At 64.9% G+C, this 20167-nt stretch carries 19 protein-coding genes; 7 read left to right on the top strand and 12 right to left on the bottom strand.

Going from position 1 to position 20167, the window contains the following annotated elements; all coding sequences use genetic code 11:
• The first annotated feature begins 312 nt into the window (after positions 1-312).
• Complete coding sequence (gene adh / locus FHW92_RS09635) at positions 313-1833, top strand: aldehyde dehydrogenase (protein WP_168603062.1); 1521 nt, start codon at positions 313-315, stop codon at positions 1831-1833.
• A gap of 49 nt (positions 1834-1882) precedes the next feature.
• Here the strand turns inward: adh and FHW92_RS09630 are convergent, their stop codons facing one another.
• From FHW92_RS09630 to FHW92_RS09585, 10 genes are all read right to left on the bottom strand, one after another.
• Entirely contained in the window at positions 1883-2248 is a 366-nt protein-coding gene (locus FHW92_RS09630) for a hypothetical protein (RefSeq protein ID WP_168603061.1), read from the bottom strand.
• A gap of 192 nt (positions 2249-2440) precedes the next feature.
• Positions 2441-3565 (bottom strand): flavodoxin-dependent (E)-4-hydroxy-3-methylbut-2-enyl-diphosphate synthase, encoded by a 1125-nt coding sequence (gene ispG / locus FHW92_RS09625; RefSeq protein WP_168603060.1) that lies wholly within the window; start codon positions 3563-3565, stop codon positions 2441-2443.
• 65 nt (positions 3566-3630) lie between these two features.
• On the bottom strand, positions 3631-4086 hold the full coding sequence (locus tag FHW92_RS09620) for a GNAT family N-acetyltransferase (protein WP_168603059.1): 456 nt from the start codon (positions 4084-4086) through the stop codon (positions 3631-3633).
• Positions 4083-4961: an RDD family protein gene (locus FHW92_RS09615; protein ID WP_168603058.1), complete on the bottom strand. Its 879-nt coding sequence runs from the start codon at positions 4959-4961 to the stop codon at positions 4083-4085. Before FHW92_RS09615 ends, FHW92_RS09620 begins: the two co-directional genes overlap by 4 nt.
• The gene (locus FHW92_RS09610) at positions 4958-6004 is read right to left on the bottom strand and encodes a stage II sporulation protein M (RefSeq protein ID WP_168603057.1); all 1047 of its coding nucleotides are present in this window, start codon (positions 6002-6004) and stop codon (positions 4958-4960) included. Before FHW92_RS09610 ends, FHW92_RS09615 begins: the two co-directional genes overlap by 4 nt.
• Positions 6001-7347: a DUF58 domain-containing protein gene (locus tag FHW92_RS09605; RefSeq protein ID WP_349237665.1), complete on the bottom strand. Its 1347-nt coding sequence runs from the start codon at positions 7345-7347 to the stop codon at positions 6001-6003. Before FHW92_RS09605 ends, FHW92_RS09610 begins: the two co-directional genes overlap by 4 nt.
• Position 7348: 1 nt before the next feature.
• The gene (locus FHW92_RS09600) at positions 7349-8302 is read right to left on the bottom strand and encodes a MoxR family ATPase (RefSeq protein WP_168603056.1); all 954 of its coding nucleotides are present in this window, start codon (positions 8300-8302) and stop codon (positions 7349-7351) included.
• Positions 8299-9513, bottom strand: coding sequence for a DUF4350 domain-containing protein (locus tag FHW92_RS09595; protein WP_168603055.1), 1215 nt, complete (start codon positions 9511-9513; stop codon positions 8299-8301). The genes FHW92_RS09600 and FHW92_RS09595 overlap by 4 nt, the downstream gene beginning before the upstream one ends.
• The gene (locus FHW92_RS09590) at positions 9510-10133 is read right to left on the bottom strand and encodes a hypothetical protein (RefSeq protein ID WP_168603054.1); all 624 of its coding nucleotides are present in this window, start codon (positions 10131-10133) and stop codon (positions 9510-9512) included. The genes FHW92_RS09595 and FHW92_RS09590 overlap by 4 nt, the downstream gene beginning before the upstream one ends.
• 73 nt (positions 10134-10206) lie before the next feature.
• A complete protein-coding gene (locus tag FHW92_RS09585; protein ID WP_168603053.1) occupies positions 10207-11103 on the bottom strand; it encodes a prephenate dehydratase in 897 nt (298 codons plus the stop codon).
• A 219-nt stretch (positions 11104-11322) separates the two neighbouring features.
• Between FHW92_RS09585 and FHW92_RS09580 the strand changes: the two genes are divergently transcribed.
• From FHW92_RS09580 to FHW92_RS09570, 3 genes are all read left to right on the top strand, one after another.
• Positions 11323-11928, top strand: coding sequence for a c-type cytochrome (locus tag FHW92_RS09580; RefSeq protein ID WP_168603052.1), 606 nt, complete (start codon positions 11323-11325; stop codon positions 11926-11928).
• 534 nt (positions 11929-12462) lie between these two features.
• Positions 12463-12624: a hypothetical protein gene (locus tag FHW92_RS09575; RefSeq protein WP_168603051.1), complete on the top strand. Its 162-nt coding sequence runs from the start codon at positions 12463-12465 to the stop codon at positions 12622-12624.
• Between the two features lie 301 nt (positions 12625-12925).
• On the top strand, positions 12926-13369 hold the full coding sequence (locus FHW92_RS09570; RefSeq protein WP_210428436.1) for a hypothetical protein: 444 nt from the start codon (positions 12926-12928) through the stop codon (positions 13367-13369).
• A 172-nt stretch (positions 13370-13541) separates the two neighbouring features.
• Here FHW92_RS09570 and FHW92_RS09565 read toward each other — a convergent pair whose 3' ends face one another.
• On the bottom strand, positions 13542-14540 hold the full coding sequence (locus FHW92_RS09565; protein ID WP_168603049.1) for a GDP-mannose 4,6-dehydratase: 999 nt from the start codon (positions 14538-14540) through the stop codon (positions 13542-13544).
• Between the two features lie 119 nt (positions 14541-14659).
• Between FHW92_RS09565 and FHW92_RS09560 the strand changes: the two genes are divergently transcribed.
• Positions 14660-15661, top strand: coding sequence for a beta-eliminating lyase-related protein (locus FHW92_RS09560; RefSeq protein WP_168603048.1), 1002 nt, complete (start codon positions 14660-14662; stop codon positions 15659-15661).
• A gap of 287 nt (positions 15662-15948) precedes the next feature.
• Here FHW92_RS09560 and FHW92_RS09555 read toward each other — a convergent pair whose 3' ends face one another.
• Positions 15949-16740 carry an SDR family NAD(P)-dependent oxidoreductase gene (locus tag FHW92_RS09555; RefSeq protein WP_168603047.1) on the bottom strand — a complete coding sequence of 264 codons (792 nt, stop codon included), beginning with the start codon at positions 16738-16740 and terminating at the stop codon, positions 15949-15951.
• Between the two features lie 62 nt (positions 16741-16802).
• Here FHW92_RS09555 and pepN point away from each other — a divergent pair, with 62 nt between their 5' ends.
• Together pepN and pgeF are read left to right on the top strand one after the other, a co-directional pair.
• Positions 16803-19418: an aminopeptidase N gene (gene pepN, locus FHW92_RS09550; RefSeq protein WP_168603046.1), complete on the top strand. Its 2616-nt coding sequence runs from the start codon at positions 16803-16805 to the stop codon at positions 19416-19418.
• Positions 19411-20166 carry a peptidoglycan editing factor PgeF gene (gene pgeF / locus FHW92_RS09545; RefSeq protein ID WP_246870042.1) on the top strand — a complete coding sequence of 252 codons (756 nt, stop codon included), beginning with the start codon at positions 19411-19413 and terminating at the stop codon, positions 20164-20166. The genes pepN and pgeF overlap by 8 nt, the downstream gene beginning before the upstream one ends.
• Position 20167 lies beyond the last annotated feature (1 nt).

Here is a 20167-nt window from a genome sequence, read left to right as displayed (position 1 = left end):
CTCGAACTCGGCCGTGAAACCTGACCGCGCCAATGGTACTAACGCTCAAGCGTTGGAAGAGTAGGTCGTCGCCAGGCATTATCGTCTGCGGTTGTGAAGGTTGGATCGAACCCATTCATAATGGCGGCCTGTAGGGCCGCATAACAAACCCCTCGGGCAAAACCTGAGGGGTTTGTTGCGTCTGAAGTCCTTGGAGTTTCACCAATCTTGCAGCCCTTATCCCAATGGCCAATTTCGTCTGTCTGACAATTGGTGAAAACCTTTCTCGTAGTCCCAGCGCCCGATGCTGGTGAATCGAGAGGAGCTTGCAAGATGGACGCCGTATCGGCTGATCGCCTTGGCGCAGTAGCGCCGTTTCCCGCCAAGTATGAAAATTTCATCGGTGGCAAGTGGGTGGCCCCGCGCGCGGGTCGCTATTTCGACAATATCTCGCCGATCAACGGCAAGGTGGTGTGTCAGGTAGCCCGTTCGGACGCTGATGATATCGAACTGGCGCTTGATGCCGCCCATGCCGCCAAGGACGCCTGGGGCCGCACCTCGCCTGCCGAACGTTCGCGCATCCTGCTCAAGGTTGCCGACGTGATGGAGCAGAACCTTGCCCTGCTGGCCACCGCGGAAACGTGGGATAACGGTAAGCCGATCCGCGAAACCATGGCCGCCGACGTTCCGCTCGCGATCGACCATTTCCGCTATTTCGCAGGCTGCATCCGCGCTCAGGAAGGCAGCATCGGCGAAATCGACCATGACACCGCCGCCTATCACTTCCACGAACCGCTGGGCGTTGTGGGGCAGATCATTCCGTGGAACTTCCCGCTGCTGATGGCGGCATGGAAGGTAGCGCCTGCACTGGCCGCCGGTAACTGCATCGTGCTCAAGCCTGCCGAGCAGACTCCGGCCTCGATCCTCGTCCTGATGGATCTGATCGCTGATGTGCTGCCCGCCGGCGTGCTCAATGTCGTTAACGGTTTCGGCCTCGAAGCCGGCAAGCCGCTGGCCCAGTCCAAGCGCATTGCCAAGATCGCGTTCACCGGTGAAACCAGCACCGGCCGCCTGATCATGCAGTATGCTTCGGAAAACCTGATCCCGGTTACGCTGGAACTGGGCGGCAAGTCGCCCAACATCTTCTTCGCCGACGTCTGCAACGCCGATGATGACTTCTTCGACAAGGCGATCGAAGGCTTCGTGATGTTCGCGCTCAATCAGGGCGAGGTTTGCACCTGCCCGTCGCGCGCCCTCATTCAGGAATCGATCTACGACCAGTTCATGGAACGCGCCCTCAAGCGCGTTGAAGCCATCGTGCAGGGCAGCCCGCTCGACATGGCCACCATGATCGGCGCGCAGGCCAGCCAGGAGCAGCAGGAAAAGATCCTGCGCTATATCGGCATCGGCCGTGACGAAGGCGCAGAAGTCCTGATCGGCGGCGAAGCGGGTCAGCTCGGCGGCGATCTGGCCGGTGGCTATTACGTGAAGCCCACCGTGTTCAAGGGCCACAACAAGATGCGCATCTTCCAGGAGGAAATCTTCGGGCCGGTGGTGTCGACCACCACCTTCAAGACCCCTGAGGAAGCTCTTGCCATCGCCAATGACACGATGTTCGGTCTTGGCGCGGGCGTGTGGAGCCGTGACATCAACACTTGCTACCGCTTTGGGCGCGCTATTCAGGCGGGCCGCGTGTGGACCAACTGCTACCACGCCTATCCTGCCCACGCCGCCTTCGGTGGCTACAAGCAGTCGGGCATCGGCCGCGAAACGCACCGCATGATGCTCGATCATTATCAGCAGACCAAGAACCTGCTGGTGAGCTACAGCCCGAAGAAGCTCGGATTCTTCTGATCGTCGAAATGCAAAAGAAGAAGGGCGGCGCCGCAAGGCCCGCCCTTTTTTATGCGCGGGACGAAAGCCGCAGCCGCCCCGCCACAATGCTATGGATCACCAGCATCGCGCTCGTTGCCACCATATCAGCCACCCAGTCGCGCCAGTCGCAATTGCGGTGCAGGCTTGGGATCGCCTGAAATACCTCGATCAGCGCGCCAAACAGCGCCATACGCTCCAGCACCCGCAAGGGCGAGGTCATGGGATAGCCGATCCGGGCCACCAGCGTCAGCACGGCAAAGGCGGTCATATGGGTAAATTTGTCGCCCATCTGGTCGAGCGGCGTGGCAGGCGGCTTGGGCGAAAGCGCCATGAAGGTTGTGAAGGCCAGCAAGGGCCAGAGGCCCAGGCGCGCGAGCGCTTTCATATTCAACATGATCCGGTTTTCCTGTGATCCGCGCGACAAGTCTGATCGGCCTTGGTGAAACTTACGGGGTTCACCTTAGGCGTGGGCAGGCGGAACGACCATACGCCCAACCTGCAAAAAAGCGCGGCAGGCTATCGACCCACCGCGCTTTCAATCCATTGCAGAGAGATGGCCCCCCTGCCAATCCACCTCGAAAAGGGATTATTCGGCCGCTTCGGTTTCCACCTGCGCCGCCTCGATCTCGGCCGCCTTGGCCTCGACCAGCTTGACGATATGCTCGAGCATATCCTCGCTCTGCACGGTGTGGTCGGTCACGCCCGAGAGATAGACCATATGCTTGCCATTGCCGCCGCCGGTCAGGCCGATGTCGGTCTCGCGCGCCTCACCCGGACCATTGACCACGCAGCCCAGCACAGAGAGCGAGAGCGGGGTCTTGATATGGCTGAGGCGGGTTTCCAGCGCCTCGACGGTCTTGATCACGTCAAAACCCTGACGCGCGCAGGACGGGCAGGAAACCACCCGGACGCCGCGCGTGCGCAGGCCCAGCGACTTGAGGATCTCAAAGCCGACGCGCACTTCTTCCTCGGGCGGGGCCGAGAGCGAAACGCGGATCGTATCGCCGATCCCCGCCCACAGCAGGTTGCCCATGCCGATCGCCGATTTGACCGTGCCGCCGATCAGCCCGCCCGCCTCGGTGATGCCCAGATGCAGCGGGCAATCGACCGCCTCGGCCAGCCCCATATAGGCAGAGACGGCCAGGAACACGTCCGAAGCCTTCACCGCCACCTTATATTCGTGGAAGTCATGGTCCTGCAGCAGCTTGATATGATCGAGCGCCGATTCGATCAGCGCTTCGGGGCAGGGCTCGCCATATTTCTCCAGCAGGTCCTTTTCCAAAGACCCTGCGTTCACGCCGATGCGGATCGAGCAGCCGTTGGCCTTGGCCGCGCGCACCACTTCGGCCACGCGGTCCGATCCGCCGATATTGCCGGGGTTGATGCGCAGGCACGCCGCGCCCGCATCGGCCGCTTCCAGAGCGCGCTTGTAATGGAAATGGATATCGGCGACCAAAGGCACGCGCGAGGCCCGCGCGATCTGCCGGAACGCCGTGGTCGATTCGACATCGGGGCAGGACACGCGGACAATATCGGCGCCCGCTTCTTCGCAGCGGCGGATCTGGTCGATCGTGGCCACCGCATCGCTGGTCAGCGTGTTGGTCATGGTCTGGACCGCGATGGGCGCATCGCCGCCGATGGGAACCTTGCCGACCATGATCTGACGGCTTTGACGGCGGGCGATATCACGCCAGGGACGGACTGAGGACATGGGGGCAACTCCTTTGCTCTGGCCCTATAGCGCATTGGCGATGCGCCGCAAATGCGAAGAGGTGATTACAGATCCCGGCTCATGCACAGGCTGTAATCATCGGTGGTATAATCGGCAAAGGCGGGGCATTCGCCAAAGCCCTCGCTCTCATACAGGCGCCGCGCCGGGACAAAGGCATCGGGCTTGCCGGTTTCCAGCAGCAATTGGCGGTATCCGCGCGCGCGGCCCACATCCATCAGATGGTGCAGCATGGCGCGCCCGATACCGCGCCCCAGAAATTCCGGTGCCACGCGCATGGATTTCAACTCGCCGCGCTCGGCGTCCAGATGTTTGATCGCCCCGCATCCGGCCAGAACGCCATCGACCCATGCCGAATAGAAGGTGACATCGGGGGCGCGCAGGCGCTCGATGGGCATGGCATGGACCTTACACGCAGGGGACCAGCGATGCATCTGCTCAAGGTGCCATGCCAGCAGGCGGGCAATCTCCGGCCCGGTCAGGTCGTCCTCGCGGATGTTCATCGCACTGCTCCATCATGTTTGTTCGCCTTGCGTCGGCCAAAACGCAGCCCCTGTTCCAGCCGCTCCCGCAAGGCTGTGTAATAGGCATCGAGGAAGCGGCGCACCTCATCGCCCTGCGGCGCGCTCCACCCGATCTTGGCGCAGATCGCGCGGGCCACCGCCTCCATTGCGGCGGGCGAGCCATCGCGCAGCACCCGCTCCAGCGTCTGCAACTCATATTCGCCGTATATGGCCAGTTCAGCCGGGCCGAAGGCATAGTCGGGCCTTGCTGCCCCGGCGCTCAACGCCTGCTCCAGCCGGGCGCGGGGGGCCTCGACCACCCATGTCCCCGCAATCATGTCGCCCGCGCGCAAACGGTCGCGGTTGAACAGCGGAAACAGGGCAAAGAGCAGGAACCATCCCGCCGCCGCCCAATTGACCATGCTCGACGAAGGTCCGCCCAGCGCGGACAGCACCGCGACCATCGGCAAAAAGATCTCGATATCGCGCAGCAGATTGCGCGCCAGCACCATCTCGGTCGTCAACCGCGCCCCGTCGCGCGCGGCAATGCGCAGGCCCAGCATCCTTTTGCCCGGCGTCGCCCCGCGCGGCCCCAGTTCAAAGATCAGAAACCACGCATTGCGCAGCAGAAACATCAGCGCGGTCCACAAGATGAAGAGGAATTGCGCGGCATGATGCGCCTCGCTCCGCTTCGCCCATTGGCCCAGCCCCGATTGCGTATAGACCAGCGCCAGCACCGCCCCCAGCAGGATCGCCCCGATGCAGGCCAGATCCACCGCCAGCGCCCCCAGCCGCGCCGACCGCCCCGCCAGCGTCAGGCGCAGGGTCAGCCCTTCGGGCGTGATGATTTCGCGCTGATCGGGGCGCAGATTCATTTGCGGGGCCCGAAGACAAAGAAATAGACCAGCCAGAAGGTCAGCATAAAGCCTCCGACGAGGAGCCTTTGCGGCGTCGAATCGATCAATTGCCGCGCAAACCCCTCCAGCATCCCGGCCACCAGCAGCATCAGCACCACGCCCAGCATGACCGGCGCGGTCCGCCGCCCCGCCGCCGCCACGCTTTCCATCACCGATAGCTCGCCCGGAAAGGCAATGGCGCGCCCGATATGGATGCCGCCCGCCCCGGCCAGCAGGATGGCGAACAATTCGGTCGTGCCGTGGATCGCGATCCATGCCGAAAAGTCGAGCAGCAGCCCCTTGCCGTGAAACAGCCAAAGCATCGCGCCCAGCATCCCGCTGTTTTGCAGCAACAGCAGCACGCTGGGCAGGCCGATGGCAAAGCCCAGCGCGAAACACAGGATGGCGATCTGGGCATTATGGCCGAACAGATAGGCGGCAAAGGCGGCCAGCGCGTCCTGATCCTGCCCGCCGAACAGGGTTTCGCGCAATTGCTTCGCGCTGGATGCGGGATTGCGCGCCGGGTCCTGTCCGGCCAGCATCGCGTAGAAGGCCGGATCATGGGCCACCATCATCCACCCCACCGCCACGCCCGCCACCATCAGCGCCAGCGCGATTCCGATGTCAAAGCGGATGGCTCGTACCGCCCGGCTCCACCCGCCAAGGATAAAGCCCATGAACCAGCCGCGGAAATTCTCACGCGGCCCATAGGTGATAAACCATGCCCTTTGCGCCAGCGCCTCCAGATAGGCGAGGGCTGCGGCATCAAGGCTGTTTTCGCGCGCCACGGCCAGGCTGGAGGCCAATTGGCGATAGAGCACCGGCAGATCGAGCAGATCGGCATCCGACAGGCGCCCCAGCCGCCCTTTCTCCACCGCCGTGACAATCGCCTCCAGCCGCCGCCAGTCGCCCTCGCGCGCCTGACGGAAACGGTCGGAGCGCAGGGTGGCGGGGGCGATGTGCTGTTCTTGCGCCGCGCCCCGGCGAAAACGGGCGAGGAGACGGTTGGGCCAATCCTTCATCCGATCCCTCCCCGGCTGCGGATGGCCATATAGGCGTCGAGCAGGCGGGCGCCCACCGCATCATGGGCCGCCTCGACCACATCGACCCCCATCGCGCGCAGCCGCATCAGCACCCATTCGCGCTGACGCAGCAGGGCGCTGGCCGCCACCGATCCGCCCAGCGCTTCCATATCCACCACCTCGCCCCCCGCCAGCGTTTCGAGTTCCTCATCGCGCAGGCAGACGAACAGCACCCGGTGGCGCGCGATCAGCCGCCCGATTGATTCCACCATCAGTTCGGCGCTGGTGGAATCGGCAAATTCGGAAAAGACCACGATCAGCGAGCGCCGCGCCAGTTGCTGGGCCAGTGTGGAGAGCGCCAGCGTGAAATTGGCCTCGCGCGCGGTGTAATCCAGATCGGCCGCCGCGCTGCGCAGGCGATGGAAATCGCGCGTGTCGGCCACAAAGGGCGTCGAGACGATCACCCGCGCGGCAAAGCCGAACAGCGAGACCCGGTCGCCCCCCTTGAGCGCGACCCATGCCATCTGCAGCGCAGCACTGACCGCCCGGTCCAGCCTTGGCAGGCCGGCCACCGGCTCGCACATGGCCGCCCCGCAATCCATCGCCAGCACGATGGGGTTGTTGCGCTCGACCTCATACTCCTTGGCATAGAGATGGGCATGGCGGGCCGAGACTTTCCAGTCGATGCGGCGGCGGTCCATGCCGGGCTGATATTCGGTCAGCGTCTCGAACATCTGCCCCTCGCCGCGCAGCCGCCGCGCGATCAGGCCCAGCGAGGCGTCGCGCAGATAGACCTGCATCGCGGGCCCGCGCAGCGCCGCCACCGAGGGCAGCACCCGCACCGAGGCATCGACCTCACGCCGCTCGATCCGCATGGCCAGGCCCAGCGGCCCGCGCCAGCGTAGCCAGAGCGTGTCGATCGCGCCACGGCATCGGCGGCTGGGGGTGAAAGGGGCCTGCGCCTCCTCGCCCGTCAGGGTGGCGGTCAATTTCCCGCCCGGCGCAAGGCGCGGGTCGAGGGCGAGGGCGGCCTCCATCGGGGCGGGGCGCGAGAGGCGGGCGCGGATGGTGATGGCGGCGTCCTGGCCGATTTCGGCCTGCGCAGGGACGGTGACATGAACATCCTCCAGCCGCCCGGCCAGCGCCCCATCGACCAGCACCAGCGCCAGCAGCAACAGGCCCAGCAAAGGCGCGGCAATCCACAGCGCGGGAACAAACCCGGCCAGCACCAGCCCCACCGGCCCCAGCGCGACCAGCGCCAGCACGCAGCGCGGAGCGGGCGCCACGCCGGGGCGCATCAGAGCGGCGGCAAGGCGCAATCCGGGGGCGAGGCGGCGTATCACCTCAGCGCGGCGCCTCGGTCCGGGCAATGATCTCGGCCACCAGACCCTCGGCCTGCCGCCCCTCGATTTCGGCGGCGGGCGAGAGCAGCAGGCGGTGGCGCAGCACAGCCGGGGCCAGCGCCTTCACATCATCGGGCAACACATAATCGCGCCCCGCCAGCGCCGCCCGCGCCCGCGCCGCATGGGCCAGCAGCACGCCCGCGCGTGGGGAAGCGCCGCAGGACAGGTCCGCGCTTTCCCGCGTGGCGCGGATCAGGCGGACGATGTAATCGACCAGCGGCTGGGCCAGCGTGATGCCCGCCACGGTGGCGTCGGCGGCGGCCAGTTGATCGCGCGAGAGGATCGGCGTGATGGGTTCGGGCGAACCTTGCGCGCCATAGCGGGCGATGATCCGCGCCTCCTCCTGCGCATCGGGATAGGGGATGGTCAGCTTGAACAGGAAACGGTCGAGCTGCGCCTCGGGCAGGGGATAGACGCCTTGCGATTCGATAGGGTTTTGCGTGGCGACCACCATGAAATGATCGGGCAGGCGGTGCGCCGTCCCGTCCAGCGTCACCCGCCGCTCCTGCATGGCTTCGAGCAGGGCGGCCTGCGTCTTGGGCGGGGTGCGGTTGATTTCATCACCCAGCAGCAGGTCGCAAAAGATCGGGCCGCGCGTCAGGGTGAACTGGCTGGTCTGGAAATTGAACAGGTTGGAGCCGAGAATATCGCCCGGCATCAGATCGGGGGTGAACTGGATCCGCCCGAATTGCAGGCCCAGCGTGGCGGCGAAACTCTGCGCCAGCAGCGTCTTGGCGGTGCCCGGCGGGCCTTCGAGCAGGACATGGCCCCGCGCGAAAAGCGCCACCAGCAGATGATCGACCGCGCTGTCCTGTCCGACCACGGCGCGCGCGATCCTTTCGCGGATGGCCCCGGCCAGATCCGAGAGGGCGGAAAGGGAGAGGGCTTCACTCATCGGATCAACAACCTTTCGACATCATGCAACTGGCGCGCGGCGCGCAGGATTTCGGAGGGGCGCCGCGCCGCGCGCAGGGCGGCGCTGGCGGCGGTATAGCTCAGGTCCGGGGCGCGGGCCGACAGCGCCCGTTCAATGGCGTCGTCGATCATCGCCGGATCGCCATGGGGGGCAAGGCCCAGCGCCGCCGCGATCCGCCCCCGCGCCGCATCGGCATAGGGCGCGGGCAACAGATGAAACCGCCGCGCCCGCGCGATCAGCCCGGCCGAATTTTCCGCCAGCGCCCGCTTGCCAAAGGCGATGTCGCGCACCGGCGCCAAAGGCGGGCCAAAGCGCGCATAGGCCCGCCACAAAACCGCCACCCCGGCCAGCATCAGCGCCAGCGTGACCGCCAGATAGGGAGGGGTAAAGGCCAGCGTGAGCAGATTGGGTTCGCGCCCAAGTCCGTTGAGGGTGAGGTCGAACATCACCTGCTTCTGATCGGCGGGCAGCAGGTCCTCGATCAGGCGCAGGGTGACTGCGGCATTTTCCTCATGGGCAAAACCGGCATTGTTGGCCAGATCCGGTTCAAAGATCAGCGCCAGCAGGGCGTTCTGGTCCGGCTCTTCATAGGTGGCGGCCAGAATGCGGCCCCGCCCGTCCTCGACGCTGGGCGAAAGGCGCTTGCCCGTCCCGCTCATCACCCGCGCCGGATAGGGCAGCACCGCCCGCGCGCCATGAGCATCGCGCACCGGGGCGGCGGCGGGGCCAATGGCCACCCCCACATCGTCGAGAAAGCCTTCCCATTCCGGCGTGCGCGCCTCGCCCAGCCGGACCCAGCCGTCCTGCACGCCGGGCTGCCTTGTGTCGGCCGGGGCCGCCGCCCATTTGGGGGTGATGATCAGCACCGGGCCATGGCCGCGATGCAGGGCGACGATGCGGCTGATATCGGCCCCCTGCGCCTCATGCGGCGGGGTCAGGATCAGCAGGCCGGGGCGGCGCAGGCCATTGTCGTCGCGGGCATAGTCGGTGTCATGGCCGGTCGCTTCGAGCAGGCGATAGAGGGCGCCATAGCCGTTGAGCCCTCGCCCGCCGCCATGCGCGCCGCCATCATTGATGTCGCCCGCCGCCACGCCCGCGCCGATCATCCATAGCATCGCCACCAGCAAGGCCCCGCCCGCCAGCACCAGCGCCAGCGCCGAAAGGGGCGAAAAGGGGCTGCGGCTGTTCATGCGAGGCGCTGTTCGGCAAAGTCGGCATAAGCGGCGCGGGCGGCGGCCCAGTCCGGCGCCTCCAGCGGGCGCAGCGCATAGCGCCCCTGTTCAACCAGCGCGGCGATCCGGCCAAAGGTGGCGCGGGCCGGGGCGGAAAGAGAACTCAGCGCGGCAATCTCGCGCGCGGTGCTGGCGGGTGTCAGGGCGGCCGGGCGGGCCTCGGCAATATGCTCAAGGCTGCGCAGCAGGAGCAGGTGGGTCGCCTCGTCAAAGCGGCCCTGCGCGGCCAGTGCATCGGCATCGTCCAGCAGGGCGCGGGCGGCGGCGGCATCGGGGCGCCATTCCGGCGCGGCGGGGGCGGGGCGGCGCATGGCCCAAAGCCTGACCCCGATCCGCCAGAGCAGCAGGGCCACGCCCAGCGCCAGCAGGCCGATCAGGATCTTTTCCATCACCGGCCATGACATGCCCAGCGCCCGGCCCACCGGCTCGAACAGGCTTTTCAGGAAACGGGCCAGCGCCTTGAGCCAGTCGGGCGTGGGCGCCGGGGTCCAGTTGGGGACGGGGGTGAACTGCAGGTCGCGCGCATCGCGGACCGCGCGCCATGCCTGATGGACGGAATTGGACGCCGCTGCGCTCACCTGACGTCTCTGTCCCGAATTGCCATCGCGGACAGATTCTTACACGCCCTCAGGCCGAGCGCAAGCGATCAGCCTACCCTCTTGGACGACTTTGGGCATAGCTGCCCAAAAGGCGCAGGTCCTTGCAATGGAAAGCGACTTCTTCGAGCGCGCGGTCCACCGGTTCCTCGCCCGGTTTGCCCACAATATCGACAAAGAACATCGTGGCCGAGAAGCTGGCGCCCTTCTGATAGGATTCCAGCTTGGTCATGTTGACCCCGTTGGTGGCAAAGCCGCCCAGCGCCTTGTAAAGCGCGGCCGAGACGTTGCGCACCTCGAAGATCATCGTGGTCATCGCGGTGCCCTCGATGGTTGCCGGATCGAGCGGGGCGCGGGCCAGCACGACAAAGCGCGTGGTGTTGTCGGCGGCATCCTCGACATTATGCTCGACAATATCGAGGCCATAGAGCGAGGCGGCCAGCGCAGGCGCGATGGCGGCGGCGGCCGGATCGCCCTGTTCCTTGACAAAGGCGGCGGCCCCGGCGGTGTCGGCATAGGCCATCGGCACGATGCCGCGCGCGCGCAGATAATGGCGCGATTGGCCCAGCGCCTGCGGGTGGGAATAGGCGGCGGCGAAAGGACCCTTCGCGCCGGGCAGCGCCATCAGCGCATGTTCGATCGAGAGGAAATGTTCGCCAACGATCGACAGCCCGCTTTCAGGCAGCAGGAAATGGATGTCGGCTACGCGGCCATGCTGGCTGTTTTCGATGGGGATGATCGCCCGGTCGGCCCGGCCTTCCTTCACAGCATCCAGCGCGTCCTCAAAGCTGAAACAGGGCAAAGGCGCGCATTGCGGCGCGTATTCCAGCGCCGCGCGGTGCGAATTGCACCCCGGCGCACCCTGAAACGCAACGGCGCGTGCAGGATTTTCAGCGGCTTGGGCGGTCAGTTCTTTGACCTGGATCAGAGCGGGCGTAGGATAGCTGTGCATAGCGGTCTGGCGCTTAGGCCGATTTTACGCCGCGCGCCAGTGGGCTTTGCCGATAGTCTGTTCGATGCGAATTGTATCGGGCATTGTGTTGGTTGCGGGCGGAATACTGGCGCGCGGGTGAAATCCGCCTTGCGCTTGGGTTTCACGCTCTCTACACCAGAGGGCAAAACGCCTTCCGGGGATTTCTTCCTTGGAAGCATATGGGACGGGGCATTGTTGATGAGCGGTCGTTTCAATACCATTGCCGGTTGGGTTTTGGGTTCTGCTGTGGTTGCGCTGGGGCTTTCCAGCCTGTCGGGCCACTATTTCCGCGCCGACAAGGAAAACCGCCCCGAAAACATGGGCTTTCCTATCGAAGGCGTGTCGGGGGCCAAATCCGGCCCCGCCGAGGCGCCGATCGAGGAACTGCTGGCCAAGGCGGACCCCGCCAAGGGCGCGCAGGTCTTCGCCAAATGCGCTTCGTGCCACACGATCACGGCGGGCGGCCCCAATGGGATCGGTCCGAATATCCATGGCATCCTTGGCGATGAAATCGGCCATGGGCGCGGCGGCTTTGCCTTCTCGGCGGGCCTGTCGGCCAAGGGCGGCAAGTGGGACTTCGCCAAAATGAACGAGTGGCTGAAGAATCCGCGCGCCTTTGCCGATGGCACCAAGATGACCTTTGCGGGGCTTGAATCGGCCGAGGATCGCGCGGCGGTCATGGTTTATCTGAACCAGCAAGGTTCGAACCTGCCTCTGCCTGCGGCTCCTGCTGCTGCGGCGCCTGCGGGTGATGCGGCGGCGGCTCCGGCCGATGCGGCATCGGCGGCGGAAAGCGCCAAGTAAGATCCGGCTGTTTCCGGCGGGCATGACAAATGCCCGTCGGCCGCAAGACCGGCGGTTGGCTTGAGGGATCAGGCCGACGCCCCCGGACGCCCTTGAATGCCGGGCGCGAAAGGGCCGCGTGCGCGTGCGAATGATCGGGTAGCCGCCTTGCTTCACAGCCCGATTCGGCCCGCATCGGCGGATCGGGCGGCCATGACAGGTGGGCTCGCAAAGCCTGCCATGACGGTGCTTGGCCCGTCCTTTCCGGTTGGCGCTGTGTGGCGTGGTCCACGGCTTGATGAACACTTGCGCCATGATCCCGGCCCAGCGGCGCCGGCCTGAATTACCGCATTGGTCCCTGCGCATAAGGACGGTTGCGGATGGCGGGTTGAATAACCCATATGGTTTTCTGTATGACAGATTTTTTTATTGCGGATTGGTTCAGGTCAACGCAATCTCCCCTCGATCCGGCGCATGGGGGTTGAAACAAAGCGCCGATTCGCGGCACACTATGTCTATTCCATCAGTAGAGATATAAGCACAGGAGATGGTCCAATGGCACAAGCATGGAGCGCCGATTTTCTGATCCGCCGTATCGACCGCTGCTATCTGCTGGCCGCCTGCGCCCGGCACCCGGAAAAGCGCGACCGGCACCTGAAGCGCGCCCGCCACTATCGCGGCGTGCTGGCCGATACGCAGGAACTGGCCCTGGCCTGATTTACGGCGGCCTGATTTAGGCCAAGCGTTTTCCCATCAAAGGGCCGCGTGGGGCGTGATGCCTTGCGCGGCCTTTTTGGTGTTTGTGTGGGTTTTTCGGAGTTTAAGGATTGAAGGTGCCTCCGGCGGGCAAAGGGCGGGGGCCCTTTGCAATCCCGATATTGTCGGGATGGGGCGTTATTGGGGCGGTGGGTGAGATGGGGCGGCGTTGTGAATGACGGTTAGGCCGCTTCGCGGAAAGAAAAAAAGGCATTTCGGAGGCGGGGCCATTGCGGTCATTGCGCCTACCTGCAACATCCTAATGATGAGCAAGCTCCCCCTTCGATACAGACATGATCCAAGCTTCTTTGATCACGATTTGCCGCGTGACGACTTTGGACGACTGTGGATTGCGGTGGAAACGGATCGCTTCTCTGGCAAAGGTGGATTTTGGGCTCAGTGGCAAGATGTGCAGGAGTTTGGAGAGGCCCTTGCAAGGTTTCCTATTACGGAGGGGCAACCTGTCGTTGCGCAATGGGGATTCAATTTTCTGGAAGGTAATGATCTTATCATTCGATTGGAAATCGTGCCCTTCGATAGCAGAGGTAATCTTGCCGTAAGGTTTGAAGTCGCGGACGATGTTGAACCTCAGTATCGAGCGCGAGGATTTTTCCACACGAACTATCCTGAATTAGAGACTTTCCATCTTGACATTGCTCAGTTGATAAAAGGCACGACTGAGGAAGCGGTTTTGATGGGTAGCTAAATCCGTTCCCTCCAACTTGACACCCCCCGCCGCGCAGCGGCCTTCAAAACCGCCACCTAACCCCAAGCACAACGCCGCCTCCATCGCGCCCCGCCGACAGTAACGGGATTGCAAAGGGCTTTCGCCCTTTGCCCGCCGGAGGCAACATCGCGCAGCGACCAGCCCCCTAAAATCAAACCCCATGATATTCCTTATACCACTCGATAAACTTGGGCACGCCCACGTCGATGCTGGTGGTGGGGGCGTATCCGTGGTCGCGGGCGATGGCGTCGATGTCGGCGAAGGACTGGCGCACGTCGCCCGGCTGCATGGGCTGGAAGTCGATGATGGCTTTTTTGCCGATCTGTTCTTCGAGGATTTCGACCACGCGCATCAGGTGTTCGCTCTTGTGGTTGCCGATGTTGTAGAGGCGGTGGGGCTTGGTCGATCCGCCTGCCTTGACCTCGCCGTCGTCGGGGGCGGGGTTGTCGAGGCTGGCCATGACGCCCGCGATGATGTCGTCGATATAGGTGAAGTCGCGGTACATATCGCCATTGTTGAAGACGGGGATCGGCTGGCCCGCGGCGATGGCCTTGGTAAAGATCCACATCATCATGTCGGGCCGTCCCCAAGGACCGTACACGGTGAAGAAGCGCAGGCCCGTCAGCGGCAGGCGGTAGAGATGGGCGTAGGTTTCGCTCATCAGTTCGTCGGCCTTTTTGGTGGCGGCATAGAGGCTGATGGGCTGGTCGACGCGATCCTCGACCGCGAAGGGCAGTTTGGTGTTGCCGCCATAGACCGAGGAGGAGGAGGCATAGACCATGTTTTCCACGCCGCGATGCCGCCCGATTTCCAGCATGTTCAAATGCCCGGCAAGGTTGGAATGCAGGTAGGCGTGGGGGTTGGTGATCGAAAAGCGCACGCCCGCCTGCGCGCCCAGATGGACGATGCGGTCGAATTCCAGGCCCGAGAGCGCCTCGACCAGCGGTTCGTATTGGGCGAAATCGGCGCGGACAAAGGTGAAGCGGTCGCCGCCCAACTCGCGCAGATGGGTAAGGCGGGCTTCCTTGAGCGTGACGTCATAGTAATCATTGACGATATCGAGGCCGATGACGGAATCGCCGCGCGCCAGCAGTTTGACCGCAAGGCTGTAGCCGATGAAACCCGCCGCGCCCGTAACCAGAACCTTCATTGCCGAAAAACCCTTTGTTGCCGTTTGCCGCTCTCTTATCGAGGCAAAGCTAATAAAGGGTTGGAGCCGGGTCCATCCGACGTATTGACGCGCCCGGGCGGCACCCGCACAAGCGCGCCATGCCTTTTATGTCTGACAATGCCGCCCCTGTTCATCCCGCCGTATGGGCCGCGATGCACGCCGCTGATGCCCCCCAGCCGCCCTATGATGGCGACAGTTTGAGCGCTGCGCTTGATGATGCCTTTTCCGCGCTGTTCGGGCGGCCCTGCGCCGCGATCTGGGTGGCCAGCGGGACGGCGGCCAATTGCCTTGCGCTGGCCGCTATGGTGCGGCCCTATGAGGCTGTGCTGTGCCATGAACTGGCGCATATCGAGCGGGACGAATGCGGCGCGCCGGGGTTCTTCACGCATGGGGCTAAGCTGATTCTGGCGGGCGGGGAGCATGCGAAAATGACGCCCGAGACCGCCCGCGCGCGGCTGGCCAGGGTGGGCGTGGGGGTGGAGCATACGCCCGTCACCGCCCTTTCCATCACCCAGGCTAACGAGGCGGGATGCGTCTATTCGCCCGGCGAGGTGGCGGCGATGGGCGCTTTTGCGCGGGAAAAGGGGCTGCGTTTCCATATGGACGGCGCGCGCTTTGCCAATGCGGTGGCGCATCTGGGCTGCTCGCCCGCCGCGGCCAGTTGCGAGGGCGGGGTCGAGGCGCTCTCCTTCGGCTTTGTCAAAAACGGCGGGATGGGGGCCGAGGCGCTGATCTTCTTCGCCCCCGACATGATCGAGGTCACTCGCTTTAACCGCAAGCGCGCCGGGCATCTGCAATCCAAGGGGCGCTATCTGGCCGCGCAGCTCCTCGCCATGCTCAAGGGCGACCTGTGGCTGGACAATGCCCGCCGCGCCAATGCGGCAGCGGGCGAAATCGCGGCGGCGGCGGGCGACAGGCTGATCCATCCGGTGCAGGCCAATGAGGTGTTTGTCGTGCTCTCGGCAGCCGAGCGGGCGGTTTTGCGTGAGGCCGGTTTTGCGTTCTACGATTGGGACGAGACGGCCGCGCGTTTCGTGACCGCGTGGAACAGCGAGGAGGGGGAAGTGATGGCTTTGGCCAAGGCTTTGCGGGGGTTGTGAGGAAGATTGAAGGGATGATGCGAGGGACTCGTCCCTCGCGCTCCCGTTACTGTCTGCGTTGCGCGATGGGTTCGGCCTCATGTGTCGGACGCGCCCTATGAAATATTATAAAGCCTGCGGCGCGGGCAGGCAGGCGCCGCAGGCTTTCAAAATCCCACAGCGCGTCCGACACCAGACGCCGAACCCATAGCACACCCTATACAATAACGGGATTGCAAAGGGACAAGTCCCTTTGCCCGCCGGAGGCAAAAAGCGCCCGCCGGAGGCAAAAAGCGCCCGCCGGAGGCCTATAATTCCCCCTCCCAAATCCCCCGCAACCCCGCGCGGTAATCGGCGAACACAGGCCGCCATCCCAACACCCGCCGGGCTTTGCCATTGGCCACGCGGCGGTTCTCGGCATAGAAGGCGCGCGAGGCGGGGGGCACGTCCTGCTCGGCCAGCAGGGGGGGCAGGGGGAGGCCGGAGATGAGGCAGGCTTCCTCGATCACGGCGTTTTGGGGCGCGGGCATATCGTCGGCGATATTATAGGCGCCGGGCGGGGCGGAGAGGGCGGCGTGGGCGGCGCGTGCAATATCTTCGACATGGATGCGGCTGAAGATCTGGCCGGGCAGGTCGACGCGGTGGGCGCGGCCCTCGCGAAGGCGGTCGAAGGCCGAGCGGTCCGGCCCATAGATCCCCGGCAGGCGCAGCACCCGCGCATCCCGTTCCAGCCATGCCGCATCGGCCAGCGCCCGCGCGGCGCGGCGGCCCGATCCGCCCAGCCCGACCACGGGCGCGCTTTCATCGACCCAGGCCCCGCCGCAATCGCCATAGACCCCGGTGGAGGAGAGATAGCCCAGCCAGCCCACTCCGGTCAGATTCGCCCCATAGCGCACCAATACCGGATCAACATCCTCGGCTGGCGGCACGCTGGACAGGACCGCATCGGCGCGGGCAAGCGCCGCGCGCACCCCATCCTCATCGGCGAAATCGAGCGTTCCGGCGCGGCCCGTCGCCTCGATATGCCATCCGTCATCGGCCAGACGGCGGGCGATTGCGCGGGCGGTGTAGCCCAGACCAAAGATCAGCATGGTTTTCATGGGGCAAACCATAATCGGAAATACTGGCATTCGGAAAGGCTTGGCCTAATAAGGAAGGCATGATGGATGCCATGAACGCCCCCGCCGCCCCTGTTGCCCCCGCCGTGATCCGCCGCGAGGACTATCTGCCGCCTGCGTGGCTGGTGCCGCAGGTCGATCTGGAATTTCGCCTCGGGCTGGAGGAAACGCGGGTGCGCGCGCAATTGTCCGTGCGCCGCAATCCCGCCGCGCAGGGCGATCAGACGATCCGCCTGAAGGGCGACGGGCTGACCGCCTTGCTGGTCGAGGTGGACGAGGTGGTGCGCAATGACTGGCGGATGGAGGGGGACGATCTGCTGATCGATCTGGCCGACGACAATCATGAGATCGTGGTGGAAACCGCGATCCACCCCGCCGCCAACAGCCAGTTGATGGGCCTTTACGCCTCGGGCGGGATGCTTTGCACGCAATGCGAGGCGGAAGGGTTTCGCCGCATCGCGTTTCACCCCGACCGCCCCGATGTGCTGAGCATCTATCGCGTGCGGATGGAGGGCAGCCGCGAGGCTTTCCCGATCCTGCTGTGCAACGGCAATCCGGTGGCGCAAGGCGACTGCGGCGATGGCAACCATTGGGCCGAATGGCATGACCCGTGGCCCAAGCCGTCCTATCTGTTTGCCTTGGTGGCGGGCGATCTGGTGGCGACAACCGACCATTTCACCACGATGGAGGGGCGCGAGGTCACGCTCAACATCTATACCCGCAAGGGGGACGAGGGGCGCACCGATCATGCGATGCGCAGCCTCATCAACTCGATGAAATGGGACGAGGAGGTCTTTGGCCGCGCCTATGACCTTGATCTGTTCAACATCGTGGCCGTGTCCGATTTCAACATGGGGGCGATGGAGAACAAGGGGCTCAACGTCTTCAACACCCGCTATGTTCTGGCCGACCCGGAAACGGCGACCGATGGCGATTATGACGCGGTGGAAGGCGTCATTGGCCATGAATATTTCCACAACTGGTCGGGCAATCGCATCACCTGCCGCGACTGGTTCCAATTGAGCCTGAAGGAAGGCTTCACCGTGCTGCGCGATCAGATGTTCAGCGCGGATATGGGGTCCGAGCCGGTCAAGCGCATCGAGGATGTGCGCATCCTGCGCAGCGCCCAGTTTCCCGAGGACAGCGGGCCGCTGGCCCATCCGATCCGGCCCGATTCCTATCAGGAAATCAGCAATTTCTACACCGCGACCGTCTATAACAAGGGCGCCGAGGTGATCCGCATGATGCGGGTGATGGCAGGAGCAGAGCGTTTCCGCAAAGGCACCGACCTCTATTTCGCCCGCCATGACGGCGAGGCGGCGACCTGCGAGGATTTTATCCGCGCCATCGAGGAAGGGGCGGGGCTGGACCTGACGCAATTCCGCCTGTGGTATGCGCAGGCCGGGACGCCGCGTGTGGGGATCAGCTTTACCCATGAGGGCGAGGAGGCGGTGCTGCGCCTGACGCAGCAGGTGCCGCCAACGCCCGGGCAGCCCGATAAACTGCCGGTGCCGATCCCGCTGCGGCTGGCACTGTTTGATCCGGCAACGGGCGCGCATCGCGGCGAGGAGCTGATCGTGATGACCGCCGCGCAGGAGGAGCATCGCTTTTCCGGCTGGCCCACGCGTCCGGTGTTGTCGATCAACCGGGGCTTTTCCGCGCCCGTGACCATCGAGGCGGACACCAGTCTGGATGATCTGGTGTTTCTGGCCGCGCATGATGATGATCCCTTTGCCCGCTATGAGGCGATGCAGAGCCTGATGGTGCGCCATCTGGTGGCGGCCGCAGCCGGCGCGATGGACGAGTCCCGCCGCGCCGCCGAGCGCAAGGCGATCGGTGCGGCGATGCTGGCGATCCTGAAGGATCCGGCGATCGACGATCTGATGCGCGGCGAATTGCTGATCCTGCCGCCCTATGCCTATCTGGCCGAGCAATTGCCGGTGGTCGATCCGGGCCTCCTGCATGGCGAGCGTGAAGGCTTGAAGGCATGGCTGGGCGGCGAATTGGGCGATGCCTTTGCCGCGCTGCATGACCGGGCGAGCGCGGTGCCTTTCGGGCTGGACGCGGCGGCCAAGGGCGCGCGCAAAGTGAAGACGCAGGCGCTGGTCTATCTGGCCGCCGCGCAGGGAGCCGGGGCCGCCCCGCGCGCCGCCGCGCAATATGACGCCGCCACCAATATGACCGACCGACAGGGCGCGCTGATGGTGCTGTGCGGATTGGACAGCCCGCTGCGCGAGGCAAAGCTGGCCGATTTCCACAAGCGGCATGAGGGCAATGCGCTGGTGATCGACAAGTGGTTCTCGCTTCAGGCCGGATCGCTGCATCCCGATGTGCTGGATCATGTGAAGGCGCTGGCCGGGCACGCTGATTTCACCATCCACAATCCCAACCGGGCGCGGGCGCTGTATATGGCGCTGGCGGTCAATCCGGCGGGCTTTCATGATGCGGGGGGCGAGGGCTATCGCCTGATTGGCGATCTGATCCTCGCGCTCGACCCTATCAATGCCCAGACGGCGGCGCGTTTTGTGCCCTCGCTGGGCCGCTGGCGGCGGGTGGAGGCGGGGCGCAGCGCTTTGATGAAGGCGCAGCTCGACCGGATATTGGCCGCGCCCGGCCTGTCGAAAGATGTATTCGAGCAGGTGAGCAAGAGTCTTGGTTGAGGTTATTCAGGCTGCGGCTCTGGCCGGTGTGCCGCACGGGTTTCTCGGGCGGCGCGGGGGCGTGTCGGTGGGCGCGGTCGCGGGGCTGAATGTCGGGCTGGGCAGCGCGGATGATCCGGCTGCGGTGGCGCAAAACCGGCGGCTGGCGGCCGATAGCGTGTTGCCCGGCGCGTTTCTGGCCACCTGCTATCAGGTGCATTCGGCGGACTGTGTGGTGGCGCAGGAATGGGCGGATGCCGAGCGCCCCCATGCCGATGCGATGGTGACCGACCGGCGCGGGATTGTGCTGGGCGTGCTGACGGCCGATTGCGCGCCGGTGCTGTTTGCCGATGTGCAGGCGGGCGTGGTGGGCGCGGCCCATGCCGGGTGGAAGGGCGCCTTTACGGGTGTTTGCGAGGCCACGGTCGACGCGATGGAGGCCCTTGGCGCGCGGCGCGAAAGAATTGCGGCCGCTATCGGGCCGTGCATCGCACAAAAATCCTATGAGGTGGACGAGGCTTTTCGCGCGCGTTTCCTCGCGCAGGCCGCACGCCATGATCGCTTCTTCATCGCCGGGCGCGAGGGGCATTATCAATTCGCGCTCGAAGCCTATGTCGCTGATCGGCTGGCGGAATATGGAGTCGCCGTGGTGGAGGGGCTGGGGCTGGACACCTATGATGATGCGAGGCGATTCTATTCCTTTCGCCGCGCCACCCATGCGGGCGAGGCCGATTATGGCCGCCAGATCGCGCTGATCGGGGTGGCCTGAG

It is taken from the genome of Novosphingobium sp. SG707, assembly GCF_012275515.1.
GTDB lineage: Bacteria > Pseudomonadota > Alphaproteobacteria > Sphingomonadales > Sphingomonadaceae > Novosphingobium.
The sequence above is the reverse complement of the archived record's forward strand: the minus strand, read 5'-3'. Positions and strand labels throughout refer to the sequence as shown.

Coding starts and splice junctions, on each gene's coding strand:
- adh (WP_168603062.1), top strand. CDS start 313: ATGGACGCCGTATCGGCTGATCGCCTTGGCGCAGTAGCGCCGTTTCCC.
- FHW92_RS09630 (WP_168603061.1), bottom strand. CDS start 2,248: ATGTTGAATATGAAAGCGCTCGCGCGCCTGGGCCTCTGGCCCTTGCTG.
- ispG (WP_168603060.1), bottom strand. CDS start 3,565: ATGTCCTCAGTCCGTCCCTGGCGTGATATCGCCCGCCGTCAAAGCCGT.
- FHW92_RS09620 (WP_168603059.1), bottom strand. CDS start 4,086: ATGAACATCCGCGAGGACGACCTGACCGGGCCGGAGATTGCCCGCCTG.
- FHW92_RS09615 (WP_168603058.1), bottom strand. CDS start 4,961: ATGAATCTGCGCCCCGATCAGCGCGAAATCATCACGCCCGAAGGGCTG.
- FHW92_RS09610 (WP_168603057.1), bottom strand. CDS start 6,004: ATGAAGGATTGGCCCAACCGTCTCCTCGCCCGTTTTCGCCGGGGCGCG.
- FHW92_RS09600 (WP_168603056.1), bottom strand. CDS start 8,302: ATGAGTGAAGCCCTCTCCCTTTCCGCCCTCTCGGATCTGGCCGGGGCC.
- FHW92_RS09595 (WP_168603055.1), bottom strand. CDS start 9,513: ATGAACAGCCGCAGCCCCTTTTCGCCCCTTTCGGCGCTGGCGCTGGTG.
- FHW92_RS09585 (WP_168603053.1), bottom strand. CDS start 11,103: ATGCACAGCTATCCTACGCCCGCTCTGATCCAGGTCAAAGAACTGACC.
- FHW92_RS09580 (WP_168603052.1), top strand. CDS start 11,323: ATGAGCGGTCGTTTCAATACCATTGCCGGTTGGGTTTTGGGTTCTGCT.
- FHW92_RS09575 (WP_168603051.1), top strand. CDS start 12,463: ATGGCACAAGCATGGAGCGCCGATTTTCTGATCCGCCGTATCGACCGC.
- FHW92_RS09570 (WP_210428436.1), top strand. CDS start 12,926: ATGATGAGCAAGCTCCCCCTTCGATACAGACATGATCCAAGCTTCTTT.
- FHW92_RS09565 (WP_168603049.1), bottom strand. CDS start 14,540: ATGAAGGTTCTGGTTACGGGCGCGGCGGGTTTCATCGGCTACAGCCTT.
- FHW92_RS09560 (WP_168603048.1), top strand. CDS start 14,660: ATGCCTTTTATGTCTGACAATGCCGCCCCTGTTCATCCCGCCGTATGG.
- FHW92_RS09555 (WP_168603047.1), bottom strand. CDS start 16,740: ATGAAAACCATGCTGATCTTTGGTCTGGGCTACACCGCCCGCGCAATC.
- pepN (WP_168603046.1), top strand. CDS start 16,803: ATGGATGCCATGAACGCCCCCGCCGCCCCTGTTGCCCCCGCCGTGATC.